Below are 21,683 nucleotides of genomic sequence, written 5' to 3' on the forward strand. Positions count from 1 at the left end.
ATGAATACAACCTCTACTCCTACACTACTCCCTTTATTTCTTCTCATTTTCTGGCTTGGTCAACTGACCAATTCACAGGCAGCTTTTGCCCAGGCTAATACTTCGCCCATCTACCAGGTGAACCTGACCGGGCAGCCCAACGGCATCTGGACTTCTGGAGAGTTAGACAGAAGCGGCAAGGCCTGCGGAGCTACGGGCAACGTGAACTGCATCCAGTTCTCCATTACCCTTGACAAGAATTCGGCGGGCCTGGAGTTTAGTATTGTGGGTGGTCCGGTTCCGTCGGGCTCCATGACGTACCAGGTTAACTGCGGCACGCCCGTGCCGGTGGGGCAACCAATCTGCGTAACAGGTACCGGGCCGCACGTGCTTACCATCTGTATGCCGGGCGGAGCGAAAAACAAATTCCAGGTGAAGTCCATTGCCGCCTTCACGCCGGTGGCTGACAAACCGGTGAGCGGCGGTTGCACCACTACCCTGCAGGCCCCTCTCGCCTTTGAAACACCTTCCATCTCTTGGACAGACATTACCGGCGGAGGTGCCTATAACAAATACCTGAGTTGTATTTCTGGCTGTGCCACGCCCACGGTTACCCCAGATGCCAATGCCCCCGCCTTCGTGGATTATGTAGTCTGTGGCACCTCTGTCCAGTCTCCTTGTTCTGATCTACCCTTCTGTGATACCGTAAGGGTGTACTTTTACAAACCTCCTGTCATTGCCATCAATCCTACCCCGGCCATCATCTGTCCGGGGTCTTCTGGCGTTGACCTGACGGGTATTGTCACGGGAGGTTCCGGCACCTTCACCTATCTCTGGACCAACAGCAGCGGCACCCTGGTAGGCTCTAACAAGACATTTACGGCTACTACCCCGGGTCTATACACCTTGGAGGTACGCACTGAAAATTACCCGTCTTGCCAGAAGTTCTCGGCCACGGTGAATGTGGTCACAGATTTGTCAGTCAATGCCGGTCCTGATCAATTGGTCTGCTCACTCAACCCTGTCCGTTTGGCAGGCAGCGTTTCTGCGGCTACCGGCGGGGTCTGGAGCGGAGGAAGTGGTACCTTCTCCCCTAGCAACACTGCTTTGAACGCGGTCTACACGCCCACGGCCAATGAGCTAAAGGCGGGCTCTGTAAAACTTACCCTCACCTCCACCGGAAACGGTTCTTGTTCTGCCGTAAGCGACGACGTCCTGATCTCGTTTTACAACATGGCGGTTACTTTGGCCGGGCCTTCTGTCATTTGTACCGGCGCAACGGCCAGCCTCACCGCTACAGTCACGGGTGCTGAAGGAGCGGTAACTTATAAATGGAATACTGGTGAAACCACTGCCTCCATCGCAAACAAACCTGCGGGCACGTACACCGTGACGGTGACAGACGGCAAAGCCTGCGCCGTTCAAAAGTCTTTCACGGTAACACAGGTTGTCAGCCCTTCAGATTTAGCCTTTACGCTCACCTCTACCACCTGCGGTGCCAGCAACGGAATAATCAAAGCCAGTGGTGTGACCAATGGCACTGCTCCCTTCACGTATAGCCTGAATGGCGGCGCTTTCCAGACCACGAATACCTTCAGCGGCCTGATCAAAGGCACCTACAGTGTCCAGGTGAAAGACGCCAATGGCTGCGTTTATACCGAGTCGGTTACGTTGCAAGACATTCCCGGCCCCACGGGCATTACCTTTACCAGCCAGCCTACCACTTGCGGCAATAGCAATGGCACCATTACCGTGACTGGGGTAACCGGAGGAACTTCTCCCTATACCTATAGCCTCAACCAGGGCATCTACCAAACGTCAGGTACTTTTTCTGCTCTTAGCGCGGGAACGCATACCGTGATGGTGAAAGATGCCAATGGTTGTACTTTCAGTAAGACCGTGACGGTGACCAACGTGGCAGGCCCGGCCAGCTTTGCAATCACTACAGGCAAGACCACCTGCGGCAACAGCAATGGAAGCATTACGGTAACGGGCGTAACCGGCGGCACATCGCCGTACGCCTACAGCCTCAATGGAACCACGTTCCAAAGCGCATCTTCATTTACAAACGTAGCAGCCGGCACTTACTCCATCACGGTAAAAGACGCCAATGGCTGTACGGTGGCTCAGTCGGTTTCTGTGGACAACATTGCGGGACCAACAGCCCTTGCTGCCAGCACTGTTTCCAGCACCTGCGGCAATAACAACGGGCAACTGACCCTAATCGGCGTAACCGGCGGCACGGCACCGTACACCTATAGCCTGAACAACGGCACTTTCCAAAGCGCTGGCACCTTTAGCTCGCTTTTGGCTGGTTCCTATACCGCCAGCGTGAAAGACGCCAACGGCTGTACCTTCACCAAGACTTTCGTAGTAAGCAACATTGCCGGGCCTTCCAATGTGACTGCCAGCACCCAAGCTACTACCTGCGGAGGCACCAATGGCACTATCACTCTGACCGGCGTGACCGGCGGAACCTCTCCGTATACCTATAGCCTGGATGGCACTACCTTCCAGACCTCTGCTAGCTTCTCTGACCTAAAAGCTGCCACCTACACCATTACGGTGAAAGATGCCAACGGCTGCGTTTTCACCAAGGCGGTGGTTTTACAGAATATTTCCGGACCAACGGACTACACCCTTACCGCTACTGCTACTACCTGTGGCAACCCAAACGGTAGTGTAGTGGCCAGCAATGTGGTGGGAGGCACGGCTCCTTACACCTATAGCAAAGACGGCACTACGTTCCAGACTTCGGCGAGCTTCTCTGGCCTGACGGCTGGTAGCTATTCCATCACGGTGAAGGACGCGAATGGCTGTATTCTTTCTAAAAGCATCTCACTCTCCAACATAGCAGGCCCTTCAGCGGTAGCCGCCTCTACGCGGTCTACTACCTGCGGCGCCAGCAACGGGGAGTTGCTGGTTACGTCTGTCACCGGAGGTACAGCACCCTACACGTATAGCAAAGACGGCACTACGTTCCAGAACTCGGCTAGCTTCCTAAACTTGGTAGCCGGCACTTATACCATCACGGTGAAGGACGCCAACGGCTGTACAGTGGCAAAGACATTCACGGTGAGTAATATTACCGGCCCCACTGCCGTCACGGCCAAAGGAATAGCTGCGAGCTGCTTAAACAACGACGGAAGCCTCAGCATCACGGGTGTGACCGGCGGAACCGCTCCGTATTCGTATTCCATCAATGGCAGCATTTTCCAAAATGGCACCTCGTTTACTGGTTTGGCAACCGGCAATTATACTGTCACCGTCAAAGATGCGAATGGATGCCTGGTGACTGCGCTGGTGACGGTAGGCAAGAACGTGCCTACGGCTTTCGCAGCTACTGTGGCTTCTACTACCTGCGGCAACAGCAACGGCAGCATTACCCTGGGCACTGTGACAGGTGGCACGGCTCCTTACACGTATAGCAAAGACGGCACTACCTTCCAAACAGCCACTACGTTCACCAACTTGGCGGCCGGTACGCATACCATCACCGTCAAAGATGTCAATGGCTGTACCTTCAGCCGCCAGATTACCATCACCAACATTGCCGGCCCATCTGGCTTTGTAGCCACGGCTAAGTCCACCACCTGCGGTAATGCCAACGGCGAGCTTTCCATTGGCAGCATTGCCAGTGGCACGGCACCTTTCACTTATTCTTTAGACGGAATCAGCTTCCAGGCGTCTGCTACCTTCACAGATTTGGAAGAAGGGCAGTATAACCTCACGGTAAAAGATGCGAACGGCTGTACAATTACCAAGTCAGCCACTATTGCTAACATTCCAGGCCCTACCGCTTTTTCAGCCAGCACCCAGACCACCAGCTGCGGACGCGCCAATGGAGGCTTTACCATTACAGCAGTAACCGGCGGAACGGCTCCCTACACGTACAGCACCAATGGTACCACATTCCAGACCAGCGCTACTTTCTCCTCCTTATTGGCAGGCACCTATACTGTTGCAGTAAAGGACGCTAATGGTTGCGTGGTAAGTCAGCCGGTAACCATCCAAGATGTTGCCGGTCCTTCTGTCCTGCGTTTAACCAGCACCTCTTCTACTTGCGGCCGCAACAATGGCACCATTGAGGTAGAAGCCACCACCGGCGGATCCGCTCCTTATACCTATGCTTTGAATGGAGGCGCTTTCCAAACAGATCTCACCTTCACAGGAATTCTGGCGGGCACGCACACCATCCTGGTTAAAGATGCCAACGGTTGTACGTTCAGCCAAACCATCTCCGTGACCGATGTGGCCGGTCCAAGCAATTTGCTGGCAACCACAAAGGCTTCTACCTGCGGTAGCAGCAACGGCGAAGTGACTCTAACCGGAGTAACTGGTGGCACGGCCCCTTATACCTACAGTAAAGACGGCAGCAGCTTCCAGGCCTCGGCTACTTTTGTGAACCTTATGGCTGGCACGTACACCATCACGGTAAAGGATGCCAACGGTTGTAGCTTTGCCAAGAGCGTTACAGTCACTAACATAACAGGCCCAACCAAGGTGACGGCCACGGTGCAACCTGCCAGCTGTCAGAACAATGACGGCAGCCTTACCATCACGGGCGTAATTGGCGGAACGGCCCCTTACCTATACTCCATCAACGGCAGTTCTTACCAATCTGAGGCGCTTTTTGCTGGTCTGGCCACAGGTACATATACCGTGTACGCGAAAGATGCCAACGGCTGTTTGACCACTACCTCGGTACTGATCAAAGAAAACGCACCTGTGAATTTTGTAGCCTCGGCCGCTCCTTCTACCTGCGGCAACGCCAACGGAAGCATCAGCATTGGCACCATCACCGGTGGCACGGCTCCTTATTTGTATAGTGCCGATGGCGGGACTTTTCAAACTTCTGCTACTCTTTCTGATTTACTGACCGGATCGCATAGTATCACCATCAAGGACAGCAAGGGGTGTACGATCACCAAACAAGTGACGGTGTCTAACATCACAGGTCCTACCAACGCCACCTTCACCAACAAAGCCAGCACCTGCGGAAACGCAAACGCTGAGTTGACGGTAGCGTCTGTTTCTGGCGGTACGGCACCCTACACCTACTCCGTGGACGGCGGCACTTTCCAGGCATCGAATACCTTTACCGGATTGGCGGCGGGCAGCCATATTCTCACTATCAAGGATGCCAACGGCTGTACCTTCAGCAAACCTGCTACGCTCACCAATATTGCCGGACCTTCAGACTTTACCGCCTCTCCGCAAGCCACTTCTTGTGGGCGTAACAACGGTAGCATCTCCATTGCAGGGGTAGTGAACGGAACTGCTCCTTACACCTACAGCATCAATGGAGCGGCGTACCAATCAGAAACCACTTTCAGTTCTTTGACGGCCGGTGTGTATACGCTCAGCTTGAAAGACGCCAACGGCTGTGTAGTTTCTAAAGACATAACGGTACGGGACATTGCCGGCCCGGCTGGCTTGACTTTAACGAGCATCGCTTCTACCTGCGGTGCTAGCAACGGCTCAATCTTAATTAAAGGCGTAACAGGTGGCACGGCTCCTTATTCCTATGCCCTAAGTTCAGACAACTTCCAAAATAACACCAGCTATGCTGGCCTGGCTACTGGGGATTACACCATCACCGTCAAAGATGCCAATGGTTGCACCTTCTCAGAGAAAATAAGAGTAGAAAATGAGGCAGGCCCAACTGCCATCTCCGCTACGTTGAAGTCTTCTACCTGCGGGGCTAGCAATGGCGAGTTAGTGGTAAGTGGAATTACCGGGGGCGCAGCACCTTATACGTACGCTGTGAATGGCTCTACCTACCAAAACTCTCCTACTTTCACAGCTTTAGCTGCCGGTATCTACACCTTGACGGTAACGGATGCCAATGGCTGCACTTTCCAGAAAAGCTTCACCCTTACTAACATTGTCGGCCCAACGGCCATTACCGCCTCTAGCCTAGCGGCTAGTTGCCAGGACAATGATGGTAGCATCAAGGTAGCAGGCGTGGACGGGGGCACCGCCCCTTACCAGTATGCTATCAACGGCGGTGTCTTCCAAGCAAGTGTTGATTTCTCTTCGCTTGCCGCCGGCACGTATTCCTTGATAGCCAAAGACGCCAATGGCTGTGAAGTCTCTACCACTGTTTTGGTTAAAACGAACCTTCTGGCCAGCTTCACAAAAACCACTGTTTCTTCTACTTGTGGCAGCAGCAATGGCAGCATTACCATCACAGGCGTTTCTGGCGGCACGGCACCCTACATGTATAGCGTAGACGGGATTAATTTCCAGACGTCGACCACCCTTTCTGGCTTGCTGGCAGGAACGTACAACGTCACAATCAAAGATGCCAAGGGGTGCACAGTTACCAACTCTGTGATGGTGAACAACATTGCCGGGTCTTCTAGCCTGGCATCTGTACTCACGGCCACTACCTGCGGAAACAGCAACGGGAAAATAACCATCTCTGGCGTGACGGGCGGTACCAACCCCTACACTTATAGCCTGGACGGAATTACGTATCAAACCTCTACCTCCTTCACCGGCTTAACAGCCGGCACGTACACGTTGTGGGTAAAAGATGCCAAAGGCTGTACTTATTCTAAAGCGGTCACGCTTTCTGATGTGGCCGGTCCTTCGGGTGTGATGGCTTCTACCCAACCTGCTTCCTGCCTCAACAATGACGGCAGCGTTACGGTTGGTTCTGTTACCGGAGGAACTGCTCCTTACAACTATTCCATCAATGGCAGCACCTTCCAGGCAAGTGCCACGTTCACGGGCGTAGCTTCTGGTACTTATACACTTACTGTAAAAGACGCCTATGGCTGTACCACCTCAACGCAGGTGCAGGTAGACAAAAACATTCCTACGGCTTTCAATAGCACTACCGTTTCCTCTACCTGTGGCTCCAACAACGGATCGCTCACCGTCACAGGCATTACAGGGGGCTTTGCTCCGTACACCTACAGTAAAAACGGTACTACTTTCCAGACATCTGCCACCTTTACAGAGTTGGCAGCCGGCGCTTGGACCATTACTGTGAAAGACGCCAAAGGCTGTACCTTCACAGACCAGGTTACTATTGTTAACATCCCGGGCCCAACTGACTTTACTACCAATGCCACTGCTTCTACCTGCGGCAACCGTAACGGCGAACTGACCATTGGAGACATTACCGGTGGCACCGCTCCCTATACCTATGCCCTGAACGGAGGCGCCTACCAAGCATCTGCCACTTTCAGCGGTTTGGTAGCGGGCACGTACCAGATAGCCGTAAAAGATGCCAATGGTTGTTTGCTGAACAAAACGGTACAGGTGACCAACATTGCCGGTCCTGCGCTTTCAGCTACTACTAAAGCTTCTACCTGCGGAACCAGCAATGGACAGATTACGGCCACTGCCACCAGCGGAACAGCTCCTTATCAATACAGCCTGGATGGTGTGTCTTTCCAATCTGAGAATTCCTTCCTGAATTTGATGGCGGGGGCTTATACCGTCACCGTGAAGGATGCCAATGGCTGTATCACTACTACATCTGTCTCTGTCACCAACATTAATGGCCCTACGGCGCTTAGCTTGGCTAGCACAGCCAGCACCTGCGGTAATAAGAACGGAATGCTGGCAATCTCTGGTGTAACCGGCGGAACAGCCCCTTATCATTACTCCCTTGATGGAACGACATTCCAGGCCAGCACAAACTTTGGGCAATTGCTGGCCGGCACCTACACCATCACCGTGAAAGACGTCAATGGCTGTACCTTTACCCAGGAGGCGAAGGTGACCAACATACCCGGTCCTTCTGACTTTACCCTTTCAAGCAAGGCCTCTACCTGTGGCGGTTCCAACGGAACACTCACAATTAGCGCAGTAGAGGGTGGCACGGCTCCTTACATGTATAGTCTGGAAGGCGGAGTTTTCCAGACATCTGCCACCTTTAGCAACCTGACAGCGGGCACCTACTCCTTCACTGTGAAGGATGCCAACGGCTGTACTCTGGCAAAAGAAGCCACAATCACAGACGTTGCCGGCCCATCTCAAATAACTGCGGCTGTCACGTCTACCACCTGCAGCAGCAGCAACGGCACTATCTCCATCTCAGGGGTAACCGGCGGAACTGGTCCCTACACGTACAGTAGAGACGGGGTCACTTTCCAGACAGGCTCTAACTTTAGTGGCCTGGCGGCAGGTACATATACCTTGTTGGTGAAAGATGCCAATGGCTGCACCCTTAGCAAGATTGTTACTTTAGAGAACATCACTGGTCCATCTGCTATTCAACTGGCAGGCATTTCTTCTACCTGTGGTAACGCAAATGGTGAAGTAGTGATCAATGGGGTAACCGGCGGTACTGCCCCTTACCTGTATTCGCTGGACGGTGGCGCCTATCAAGCCACTCCTTCCTTCCAGGATTTGTTGGCGGGCACGCATACAGTCATGGTAAAAGATGCGAATGGTTGTACCACCAGCAAAAGCATAGTGTTGGAAAATATCTCTGGCCCTAGCAATCTGGTTTTCTCTACCGTCTCTTCTACCTGTGGCAACAGCAACGGTAGCCTGACCGTTACTTCTACCGTAGGGGGAACGGTGCCCTACCAATACAGTGTAGACGGCATCAACTTCCAGGCATCCACTACTTTTACTGGCTTAGCAGCCGGCACTCATACCGTCACGGTGAAAGACACTAATGGTTGTAGCTTTAAGAAGGCGGTGACCGTGACCAACATAGCAGGTCCAACGGCCCTTACTGCCAGCTCTACCTCGGCCAGCTGCCAGAACAATGACGGCAGCGTTACAGTGGGAACAATTACAGGAGGCACCGCTCCTTTCACATACTCCATCAATGGAACCACTTTCCAAACCGAGAAGGGGTTCACAGGCTTGGCGGCAGGCACCTACACGGTTTATGCCAAAGATGCCAATGGTTGTCTTGTTACGAAAACGGTTGTTGTGGAGGAGAATGTGCCTACGCGATTCACCTGGACGGCTAAGGCTTCTACCTGCGGTCGCAGCGATGGAGAGTTAACCATTGGGCAGGTAACGGGGGGCACAGGGCCTTACCTGTACAGCCAAAACGGAACCACGTTCCAGGCATCGGCCACTTTCAATAATCTGGCAGCGGGCACCTACACCATTACCGTAAAAGACAGCAAAGGCTGTCTCTATCGTCAGACGGTGTCCATCAGCAACATCTCCGGACCTGTCTTCACAGTTGCCTCTTCCAACAGCACCTGTGGTTCTACCAACGGAGCCATCACCATCACCGGCACCAGCGGCGGAATGGCACCGTACACCTACAGCAAGGACGGTACTACCTTCCAGACGGGCGCAACCTTTAGCAACCTGAAGGCCGGCACTTATGCCATCACCGCAAAAGATGTCAATGGTTGTGTGTCTACTGAAACTGTGACCGTAAAAGACACTTCTGGCCCAACCGATGTACTTCTGACTGCCGCCTCTTCTACCTGCGGCAACAGCAATGGCACTATCATAGTAGGTACGGTCACTGCTGGCACTGCTCCTTTCAGCTATAGCATCAATGGCACCACCTTCCAGGCATCCGCTACTTTCGCTAACCTGAAAGCAGACTCCTATACCATTATCGTAAAAGATGCAAACGGCTGTAGGTTCAGCAAGTCCATACAAGTAGAGAACATTGCCGGCCCAACACAGGTACTGTTAGTTACTACGGCCTCCACTTGTGGCAACAGCAACGGGACGGTCTCAATAAACGGGGTACAAGGCGGCACTGCTCCTTACCAATTCTCCTTAAACGGATCTACATTCCAGGCCTCTGCCGCCTTTGCCAACGTTCTGGCGGGTGAGCACACGGTGGTCGTGAAAGATGTCAATGGCTGTACGTTCACGCAAAAGGTAACCCTCACCAATATTGCAGGGCCTTCTACCTTTGCTTTTGCCACGCAGTCTTCTATCTGCGGCAGCAATAACGGAGCCATCACCATCACTGGAGTGACAGGCGGCACAGCCCCTTATACCTACAGCAAGGACGGCGTGAACTTCCAGGCGGATGCTTCCTTCACAGGAGTCTTGGCCGGTGCCCATATCGTCACGGTGAAGGATGCCAACGGCTGCACCGTCAGCAAGTCGGTTTCTGTATCTGATGTGAAGGGACCAACCGCCATAGCCACCTCCATCATCCCAAGCAGCTGTGCAGACAACGACGGTTCCATTAAAGTCTCTGGGGTAACCGGCGGAACGGCACCTTTCCAATATTCACTAAATGGAGCGGCTCTCACTTCTGAGTTGTCCTTCACAGGTTTAGGTGTCGGAACGTACACCCTCAAGGTAAGAGACGCCAATGGCTGCGAGGTTTCCACCTCAGTGAAAGTTGAGCAGAACCTGCCTACCACGTTTGCCTTCACCACTGTGGCTTCTACCTGCGGTAACAGCAATGGAAGCATTACCATTGGCAGCATCGCGGGAGGCTTCGGGCCGTACCAGTACAGCAAGGATGGGACAACTTTCCAGACGGGCGCTACCTTCTCTGGTTTGATGGCCGGCAATCATACTCTCACGGTGAAAGACGCCAGAGGCTGTGTGGTTTCTAAGTCTGTTACGCTCAACAACCTTGCGGGCCCTTCTGATTTGTTTACTTCTATCAAGGCATCTACCTGCGCAGACAGCAATGGAGAAATAACCATTTCAACCGTAACTGGTGGAACCGCTCCTTACACTTATAGCAAAGATGGCGGCACCTTCCAGACATCAGCCAACTTCACCAACTTATCTGCAAGTGCCTATTTGTTCACTGTGAAAGATGCCAATGGCTGTATCTATAAAGAAGAGGTAACCCTGCAAGATATCTCCGGACCTTCCTTCACGGCGGTGGCCCAGGCTTCTACCTGTAGCGCCAGCAACGGAACAGTTACGGTCAGAGATTTGATAGGCGGCACGGCACCGTTCACCTACAGCAAGGATGGCAAAACCTTCCAGACAAGCGCCACATTTACGGGACTGATGGCTGGCACCTATACCATTCTGGTGAAAGACGCCAATGGTTGCAGCTTCAGCCGCACTGTGAAAGTAGAGAATGTGGCTGGCCCGAGTGATTTGCAACTGACGGCCACCGCCTCTACCTGCGGTAGCAGCAATGGTGCCATTGAAGTCAGAGAAGCAACCGGCGGCACCGCGCCGTTTACCTATGCTTTAGACGGAGGCGCCTTCCAGACTTCCACTTATTTTGACGCCATCTTGAATGGTGAGCATACCATCCACGTGAAAGATGCCAACGGCTGTACGTATAGTGAGAAAATCACAGTGACAGACGTTGCTGGTCCATCGGCTATCGTGGCGACGGCCAAAGCTTCTACCTGCGGCAATGCCAACGGCGAATTGGTCATCACAGAGGTAGTGGACGGCACGGCTCCGTTTACCTATAGCAAAGACGGGGCAACGTTCCAGGCCACTTCTACCTTTACAGGTTTGGCAGCTGGGTCTTACACCATCACGGTGAAAGACGCGAACGGTTGTACCACCAGCAAAGTCTTTACGGTGAACAACACCGCAGGACCAACGCTGGTAGCCACAACCACCAACCCTGCTTCCTGCTCAAACCAGGACGGTCGTCTAACTATTGCAAGCGTGACCGGCGGCAAGGCTCCTTACAGCTATTCCATCAATGGCACCACCTTCCAACCGCAGACTACCTTTGAGGCAATTGCGGCGGGCACTTACACCATTACCGTGAAAGACGCCAACGGCTGCTTGGTAACCGCCACTGCGCAAGTAGGTCAGAATGTGCCCACCGCCTTTGCCAGCACTACCGTAGCCTCTACTTGTGGCCAAAGCAATGGCAAGATTCAGGTAACCGGAATAACGGGCGGCACGGCTCCATACAGCTATAGCTTGGATGGCACCACGTTCCAGTCGGCATCCAGCTTTTCTGGTGTAGGCGCTGGTACCCATACCGTCTTTGTGAAAGACGCCAAGGGCTGCACCTATAGTGGGCAGGTACAGGTCACCAACGTAGCCGGTCCTACCGCCTTTATTTTGAATCCTAAAGCCTCTACCTGCGGCAATGCCAACGGGCAGGCAACAGTGGGCACGGTAACGGGCGGAACGGCACCTTTCACCTACTCTTTAGACGGAGCTACCTTCCAGACGGGGTCTACTTTCTCTGGCTTGATGGCGAATGAGTACACCATCACCGTGAAAGATGCTAATGGCTGCACCTTCTCGCAACAAGTGATTATCCAGAATGTTGCCGGACCATCAGACCTCATCGCAGAAACCAAGGCCTCTAGCTGTGGTCGTAGCAACGGTCAGGTTTCGGTGGCGCAGGTAACGGGAGGAACAGGCCCTTATACCTATTCGTTAAACGGAGGAAACTTCCAGACATCCAACATCTTCACAGGACTGCCTGCAGGTAGCTTCCTTCTCATGGCTAAGGATGCCAATGGATGTATCTCCAGCAATACCATCACCATCACCAACGTAGCTGGCCCAACGGAGATTACTACCACTCTGGCAGCTTCTACTTGTGGCGCTCAGAACGGCAGCATTCACGTGACGGCAACCACCGGCGGAACTGCTCCTTACACCTACGCTTTGGGCAATGGCAACTTCCAAGTTGGGACAACCTTTGCTTCCCTAGCAGCTGGCGACTATACGCTTACCGTGAAAGACGCCAACGGATGTACCCATAGCACGCAGGTAACGGTGGAAAATATTGCTGGCCCTTCCGATTTGGTAGCCACGGTTACTTCCTCCACTTGCGGCGAGGCGAATGGTCAGGTGGCCTTCACCAAGGTATTGGGAGGAACGGAGCCTTATGTGTACAGCATTGATGGCACTTCGTTCCAGAGCTCAGTTACCTTTGCAGATCTGCTAGCCGGCACCCACACGTTCACGGTAAAAGATGCCAATGGCTGTACCCTCACCAAGGCCTTTACTGTCACTAATCTGGCTGGCCCTACTAAAGTGGTAGCCGCTTCTACTCTTGCCAGTTGCCAGGGCGCTGACGGTAGCATCACAGTAGGAACGGTAACTGGAGGCATGGCTCCTTATAGGTATTCTGTAGATGGTACTTTGTATCAATCAGGCCCCACCTTCGCCTCATTGACGGCGGGTAGGTATACCGTAACCGTGAAAGATGCCAATGGATGTCTGGTTAGCACTTCTATAACCGTAGACACCAACACGCCTAAGGCAGTCACCAGCACTACAAAAGCTTCTACCTGTGGCAATAGCAACGGAGAGATTACCATTACCTCCGTTACTGGCGGGACGGCACCTTACCAGTACAGCGTCAACGGGCTTGACTTCCAGGCTTCGGCTTCGTTTACCGGCTTAGAGGCAGGAACGCATACCATCACCGTGAAAGATGCAAAAGGTTGCACGGTCTCTCATGAGGTAGCCATCACCAACATTGCCGGGCCTTCTGGTTTTGCCAGCACCGTTCAGGCTTCCACGTGTGGCTTAGCCAATGGCGAAGTAACCCTAGGAAACATCACGGGTGGAACAGAACCTTTCAAGTATAGCTTAGACGGACAGGTATATCAGGCATCTGCCACCTTCAAAGCCTTGGCTGCCGGTACCTATACCATTACCGTAAAAGACGCCAACGGTTGCATTGTTGCCCAACAAGTAGAAATCACCAATGTATCGGGGCCGTCGGCTTTTGCCTTAGAGACGAAAGCCTCTACCTGTGGTCATAACAATGGCAGCATTACTATTACAGAAGTGACCGCTGGCACGGCTCCTTACAGCTATAGCAAAGACGGTAGCACCTTCCAGGCGTCTTCTGTCTTCTCTAATCTACCGGCGGGAGAATATACCTTCTGGGTGAAAGATGCCAATGGTTGCACCATCAGCAAAGCAGTGAGATTAGACAACGTACCAGGCCCTTCTGACCTGTTATTGACCAACACTGCCTCTACCTGCGGCGCTCAGAACGGAACCATCACTCTGAGCGAGGTAACAGGTGGTACCGCTCCATTCAGTTATGCATTGAACAACGGCGCCTTCCAGGCGGAAGCTGACTTTGCCAATGTAAAAGCGGGCACTTACACCATCACAGTGAAAGACGCGAATGGCTGCACGTTCTCCCAAACCATAACCGTGCGGGACATTGCAGGACCATCCGGTGTGTTGGCACAAACAACGGCCACTACCTGCGGCGCCAGCAATGGCGCGGTGACCATCACCTCGGTTTCCGGCGGAACGGCTCCTTACTCCTACAGTCTAAATGGTAACACGTACCAGGCTGCAGCAACCTTCCAGAAGGTAGCAGCCGGTACGTATACCATCCACGTGAAAGATGCCAATAGCTGTACGTTCACAACCACTGTAACCGTAGCCTCCGTGGCAGGACCAAGCGCATTGGCTTCTACTACCACCTCAGCTAGTTGCACTGACCAAGACGGTAGCCTGACTGTGACCGGCGTGACCGGCGGAACTGCTCCTTACAGCTATTCCATCAATGGCGGCAACTTCCAGAACAGTGCAACCTTCACAGCCCTTGCTTCTGGCAGACATGTAGTAACAGCTAAAGATGCCAATGGCTGCGAAACCAGTGCAACGGTTCAAATAGGCCAACAGGCACCTGTTCAGTTTGCTGCTTCGGCGTCTGCCTCTACATGCGCAGGAACAAATGGAAAGATCACCGTAGACAATGTAACTGGCGGCTCTGCTCCGTACAGCTACTCCCTCAACGGCGGTAGCTTCCAGTCAGGCAGCAGCTTCACGGGTCTTACTGCCGGCACCTACACCATCACGGTGAAAGACGCCAAAGGCTGCACGCACACAGAACAAGTAGAAGTAAGGGATGTGGCAGGCTTTGCCGGCATGACAGCTTCTGTGCAGGCGGCCACCTGCAATGCCAGCAATGGCAAGCTCACCGTCTCAACACTAGCGGGCGGAACGGCTCCATTCCAGTACAGTCTGGATGGCAACACCTTCCAGAGCGCCGCTACTTTCATCAAGTTGGAGGCCGGCAAGTACACCGTCTGGGTGAAAGATGCCAATGGTTGCACCTTCTCCCAAGAAGCAGAAATACCTGCAATAGAAGGGCCTTCTGACTTTAAGATTGGAGTACAAGCTTCGGCCTGTGGCAATGCCAACGGAACCATCTCCGTGGCCGATATTACCGGAGGGGTGGCACCATTCACCTACAGCAAAGACGGCAGTACATTCCAGGCTTCGGCAGTCTTTGAAAACCTGCCTGCCGGCACGTATGCCATCACGGTGAAAGATGCGAATGGCTGTACTCATGTCAGAGAGGTCGAAGTGGAGAAGGCAGACGGTCCTAAGGATTTCATGATGACCAGCCTTGCGCCGGCCTGCGGGAAATCTACCGGAAGCGTTACGGTGAGTGAATTCACGGGCGGAACGGCTCCGTTCACCATCGCCCTGGAGGGCGGCAACCTGAGGAAATCTGCTAAAAACGTTACCAGCTTCACCTTTGACCAGTTGCCAGCCGGCTCCTATACCGTCAGCGTGATTGATGTCAATGGCTGTAGCCTGACCAGGCAAATTACCTTGACCGACCAAAAAGGCATCACCGCCTTTATTACCTCTACCAAACCGGTCACCTGCTCAGAGAAAGGTACTTTAACGGTAACGGCCACCACCGGCGGAACGGCACCATTCCAGTACTCTCTGGATGGTACCACGTTCCAGGTGTCTAACACCTTTACCCAACTAGCAGCCGCCACCTATACCGTGCATGTAAAAGATACCAACGGCTGTAGCGCAGTAGCTACGGTGAAGGTGATAGAGAACAAGCTGCAGGAGGCCACCCTAACGGCCACGCCAGAAGATTGCGGCCTGAAGAATGGCTCCATCACCGCTACTAACATCACGGGCGGAACAGAACCATACAGCTACAGTCTGAACGGCGGCACCTTCCAGGCAACGGCTAGCTTCAAGTCTCTGACGGCCGGCAGCTATACGTTCGCCGTGAAAGACGCCACCGGCTGCGTGATTACCCAATCTATCACGGTTGGTAGCACGGGCGGCGTGCAGTCGTTCATATTGGCTAAGACAGATGCAACGTGCGGTAGCAACAGCGGCACGGTGACGGTAGGCCAGGTAACCGGCGGACAAAGCCCTTACACCTACAGCATCAATGGAACATACTTCCAAACCTCGCCAGCGTTTACCGGCTTGGCAGAAGGAACCTACCAGATGACGGTGAAAGACGCCAAAGGATGCCAGACGGTACAACCCATAACGGTGGCCAGCAGCCAGACCATTACCAAGGTGAGCTTCACGGCAGAACCAGCGGGTTGCGGACAGGCCACCGGACGAGTAACCGTTACGGAGGTGACCGGCGGCGTTGCCCCTTACACCTACTCGCTCAATGGCACTACCTTCACCAGCAACACGCTCCTGATCGGAATAGCCCCAGGTACTTACCAACTCACGGTAAAAGACGCCAAAGGCTGCACCTATTCAACTCCAGTGGCCGTCACGCAAGTGGGAGCCCAGATAGCCTTGGTGAAAGACGTGTTGTGCCAAGGCGATGCCAATGGTTCCATTTTGCTCTCTACGCAGGGCGCCAAAGGCCAGGCTGAGTTCAGCATTAACAACGGGCAGTCGTTCCAGAAGGATTCTGTGTTCAGCAACCTGGCAGCCGGCACTTATGAGGTAGTGGCCCGTTTCAACGGCAGCTGCACCATGAGCCTGGGCAAGATCACGGTGAAGGCTCCTGCGGTTCTCAAAGTGGCTGTGAAACCGTTGACCGCAAGCACAGCGTCTGTGACTTCTATTTCTGGCGGTACGGCCCCTTACACCTACCAGGTAGACCAAGGTGCTTTCATCACAGAATCTGAATTCCAGAACCTGACGGCGGGCAACCATACGCTGGTGGTGAAAGACAAGAACGGCTGTACCCTGAAAGTGACCTTCACCATGCCTACCATTGAAGACGGCAAAGGCATTGAGATTCCAACGGGCTTCACCCCTAACGGCGACGGGATCAATGATGTCTGGGTGTTGAAAAACGTGAGCACCTACTTCCCGGGTTGCAGCGTGACTGTGTACAACCGCTGGGGCAGCCCGGTGTTTGAGTCCAGAGGTTATGCCAAACCTTGGGATGGCACGCACATGGGCAAGCCCGTTCCGGCCGGTACTTATTACACCGTGGTGGAGCTTGGCAACGGACAGCCGGCCATCCGGAAATCATTGACCATCATTAGATAAGTAGCGTCTTATGAAAAAGTATTGCATTCTTTTATTCATCTTCTTGCTGGCAGCCTCTGTGGCGGAGGCCCAGCAGAAGGCCCTGTCCAGCCAGTACATGACCAATTACTTTCTCTTGAACCCGGCGGTGGCCGGGTTTGAGAAAGCCCCTGCCTTCAAGGCCGGTTTCCGGAACCAGTGGGTAGGGTTTGACGGGGCGCCCAAGACATTCTACATAAGCGGCGAGACGGCCTTGTTTCAAAACAGCAGGTCCAGAAGCCGGCGCAGAATGCAGGCCTTCCACGGGGCAGGTGGGTATATTTACACAGACAACACCGGCCCCACCAAGCAGACGGCGGTGCTGGCTTCTTATGCCTACCACGTCCCTTTGAACCGCGAAATCTACCTTTCCTCTGGCATGTTTGTGGGCGTGCAGCAGTTCAAGTTTGACCCCAACAAGGTAGAACTGGCAGACAACTCCAACCATCTGGACCCCGTGACCGCGGCTGGCCCCATCAACAAGTTCATGCCAGACCTGACCCTGGGCACCTACCTGCACAGCGAAGAGTTTTTTGTGGGCGTTTCCTTGTTTCAGGTGTTGGGCAATAAGTTTTTTGAGGCAGAGAACACCAACAATGAGAGCCGCCTGTACCGTCACTTGTTTGTGTCTGGGGGCTATAACTTTGATGTGCACAGAAACATTTCGCTCACGCCTTCGCTCTTACTTAAATACGCCGAGCCCGCCCCGGTGCAGGTAGATGTCAACGTGAAAGGCATTTACCATTTCAGCAAGCGCCGCAGAAAAGCAACCGATGACCAGCTATGGGCAGGAATTTCTTACCGTACGCAAGACGCCATTGTGGGCCTGCTGGGCACGCAGTTTAAAGAGCAGTACCAGTTTTCTTATTCCTATGACATTACCGTCTCCAGGCTCAGGCCCTACAGCGCAGGTTCTCATGAGATCATGCTGGGCTTTCGGCTGAAATAAACATCTGTAACTGGTACGGATAAGAGTCGTTTTTGGGCTGTTTTCATGAAAACAGCCCAAAAACGACTCTTTCTTTTTAAAGAATAAGTAAAGGCGCTCTGCAAGCATTTTTAGCATTTAATGACGGGTAAACTGGAACTTAGCAAGCCGCCCTCCTGTTAGCCCCTGAACAACACCAGAACCGTAACTGGTTGGGTCAAAGGCATTTTTATTTTTTAATATAAAATAACGCCTAAAAAACCCTACCTTTGCGCCCTGAAAATAACCTCTGAATGCAAAGTATCCGCAACATCGCGATTATTGCCCACGTGGACCACGGTAAGACCACGCTGGTAGACAAAATCATCCACGCCTCAAAAATTTTTGACGCCCACCAACAGTTCGACGACCTCATCCTGGACAACAATGACCTGGAGCGGGAGCGCGGCATCACCATCGTTTCCAAGAACGTATCGGTTCGTTACAAAGATGTGAAAATCAACATCATTGACACGCCTGGTCACGCCGACTTTGGAGGGGAAGTGGAGCGCGTGTTGAAAATGGCCGACGGTGTTCTTTTGTTGGTAGACGCCTTTGAAGGCCCTATGCCACAGACCCGTTTCGTGCTAGGAAAAGCCATCTCCCTTGGCTTGAAGCCAATTGTGGTGGTAAACAAGGTAGACAAAGAAAACTGCCGTCCGGACGAAGTACACGAAATGGTATTCGACCTGATGTTCAACTTGGACGCTACTGAAGACCAATTGGACTTCGTGACCCTGTACGGTTCTAGCAAGCAAGGTTGGATGAGCACTGACTACCAGAAGCCAACCGACAACATCACGCCTCTTTTGGACGCCATCATTGACGTGATTCCTCCGGCTCCTTATGAAGAAGGTACGCCGCAAATGCAGATCACGTCTTTGGACTACTCTTCTTTTGTGGGTCGTATTGCCATTGGACGCGTAAAGCGCGGTACCTTGAAAGAAGGCGCCAACATGAGCCTTTGCAAGCGTGACGGTTCTATCAAGAAAGTAAAAATCAAAGAACTTCAGGTATTTGAAGGCTTGGGTAAAGTAAAAGTGGAGTCTGTATCTGCCGGCGAAATCTGCGCCGTGACCGGTATTGAAGGCTTTGACATTGGCGACACCCTGGCTGACTTTGAAAACCCAGAGCCGTTGGAGCGCATCTCTATTGATGAGCCAACCATGAACATGTTGTTCACCATCAACAACTCTCCTTTCTTCGGGAAGGAAGGTAAGTTTGTAACATCGCGCCACTTGCGTGACCGTTTGTTCAAAGAGATGGAGAAAAACCTGGCCCTAAGAGTAGACGAGACAGATAAAGAAGATACCTTCCTGGTATACGGACGTGGTATTCTTCACTTGTCAGTTTTGATTGAGACCATGCGCCGCGAGGGCTACGAATTACAGGTAGGTCAGCCGCAGGTTATCTTCAAAGAAATTGACGGCCAGAAGCATGAGCCGATTGAGCACTTGGTAGTAGACGTTCCGGAAGAATCTGCTGGTAAAGTGATTGAATTGGTAACGCAACGTAAAGGCGATTTGACCATTATGGAGCCGAAAGGCGACTTGCAGCACTTGGAGTTCAACATTCCGGCGCGTGGTTTGATTGGTTTGCGTAACAACGTCTTGACGGCTACGGCTGGTGAGGCGATCATGAACCACCGTTTTGTAAGCTACGAGCCTTTCAAAGGTGCAATCCCAGGCCGTATCAACGGTTCTTTGATTGCCATGGAAACTGGTCCAGGAACGGCTTACTCTATTGATAAGCTGCAAGACAGGGGCGTGTTCTTTGTTGATCCGGGTGAAGATGTGTACATGGGCATGGTTATTGGCGAGCACTCTCGTCAGAATGACCTGACCGTGAACATCCAGAAAGGTAAGCAGTTGACCAACATGCGTGCCTCTGGTTCTGACAACAACGTGAAAATTGTTCCTAAGAAGCAGTTCTCTCTGGAAGAAGCCATGGAATACATCCAGAAGGATGAATTGCTGGAAATCACGCCTAAGAGCATTAGAATGCGTAAGATTTACCTGGACGAGAACGAGCGCAAGCGCTACTCAGACAAAAACTAATCTTAGTTATTCATAAAGAAGAAGCCCGGCCACATTGGTCGGGCTTCTTCTTTTATAGGCTGTTCCGCTTTTAGCCTGTTTTCTGAAAAACAGCCCAAAAACGACATTCCCCTTTGATTTACTTTGGTTTTATGCGCCAACATTAGTTTCACCTCTTCGGCTGTCAGGTATTTTCTCCATTTACCACCTCAGATTTTAGAACCGCAGCTATTTCCCAAGGGACAGATGGAGTAACTGTTCTGGAAGCAGGATAGTATAGCAATGGGTAGGTTTTATGAAAAGCGGAACGCTTACCTACTAGGCAAACGCAGGGAGCTTCCGGCTGTTACTGCCTTGCCTGAAACATCATTAAGCTATAAAGGGAACCCGAACATGAAAGACAAGAAGAAAGAGGAAAAGACCCAAGGCTCATCTAAGAAAGCTACTGAATCAAGCCAACTCCAGAACCCCGTTGATAAATACCCGAAGCCACCCTTCAAAGGCCAGAAGCAGCCTTGGCCGGGCTTGGCCTGCAAGATGGACCCGGTACCTGACCACGGCGAGAAAACCTATAAGGGATCTGGCAGGCTGCAAGGCCGCAAAGCGCTGATTACCGGTGGTGACTCGGGCATGGGCCGGGCCGCCGCCATTGCCTACGCGCGCGAGGGTGCCGATGTGGCCATCAACTACTACCCCACTGAGGAAGATGACGCCCAGGAAGTGATTGCTCTCATTGAGGCCGAAGGCAGAAAAGCCATTGCCATTCCAGGAGACATCCGTGACGAGGCCTTTTGTAAGAAACTAGTGGAAGAAGCCGTACGGGGACTGGGCGGATTGGATATTCTGGTGAACAATGCAGGCTACCAGCAAACCCAGGAATCCATTCTGGATGTCACCACGGAGCAGTTTGACTCCACCATGAAGACCAACATCTATGCACCCTTCTGGATTACCAAAGCTGCGCTTCCTCACCTGAAACCGGGCTCGGCAATCATTTCCACCTCCTCAGAACAGGCCACAGACCCTTCGCCCGACTTGTTTGACTATGCCCAGACCAAGGCCGCCAACACCAGTTTTGTGCGGTCTCTGGCTAAGCAGTTAGGTGCAAAAGGCATTCGGGTAAACGGTGTAGCCCCTGGCCCCATCTGGACTCCATTGCAGGTGAGCGGCGGTGCTACCCAGGAAAAACTAAAGCGGTTTGGCGGTGACACGCCCATGGGCCGGCCCGGACAACCGGCAGAATTGGCTTCCATCTACGTGCAACTAGCCGCCAGTGACGCCAGCTACGCCACCGGCCAGATTTACGCCTCTACAGGAGGTGGTGGCCAGCCATAATTTGGGAAGCATTTGCTTTCCATAAACAGAGAGAGGACTGTTTTAGGCAGTCCTCTCTCTGTTTATGTTATTTCCTATCAAAGTGGCTTCTAGAAATACTCAACCTTATTTGCTTTTCGCTTTCCATTATAGTTAATCGTTTTTGGCCTGTTTTCCAGAAATGAGGGCAAAAACAGAAGTAGTGGCTTGGACAGCCAAGAAGTTCAATGGACTCAACTATGCAATAG

4 protein-coding genes are annotated in these 21,683 nt (G+C 52.8%); all 4 read left to right on the forward strand.

Going from position 1 to position 21,683, the window contains the following annotated elements:
- Complete coding sequence (locus tag GU926_RS08655) at positions 1-17,100, forward strand: T9SS type B sorting domain-containing protein (RefSeq protein WP_160690965.1); 17,100 nt, start codon at positions 1-3, stop codon at positions 17,098-17,100.
- Positions 17,101-17,110: 10 nt separating this feature from the next.
- Positions 17,111-18,067, forward strand: a complete 957-nt coding sequence (locus GU926_RS08660) for a PorP/SprF family type IX secretion system membrane protein (protein ID WP_160690967.1) — start codon at positions 17,111-17,113, stop codon at positions 18,065-18,067.
- Positions 18,068-18,339: 272 nt separating this feature from the next.
- On the forward strand, positions 18,340-20,142 hold the full coding sequence (gene typA / locus GU926_RS08665) for a translational GTPase TypA (protein ID WP_160690969.1): 1,803 nt from the start codon (positions 18,340-18,342) through the stop codon (positions 20,140-20,142).
- Between the two features lie 372 nt (positions 20,143-20,514).
- On the forward strand, positions 20,515-21,456 hold the full coding sequence (locus GU926_RS08670) for an SDR family oxidoreductase (protein WP_160690971.1): 942 nt from the start codon (positions 20,515-20,517) through the stop codon (positions 21,454-21,456).
- Positions 21,457-21,683 lie beyond the last annotated feature (227 nt).

Source organism: Nibribacter ruber, from assembly GCF_009913235.1.
GTDB lineage: Bacteria > Bacteroidota > Bacteroidia > Cytophagales > Hymenobacteraceae > Nibribacter > Nibribacter ruber.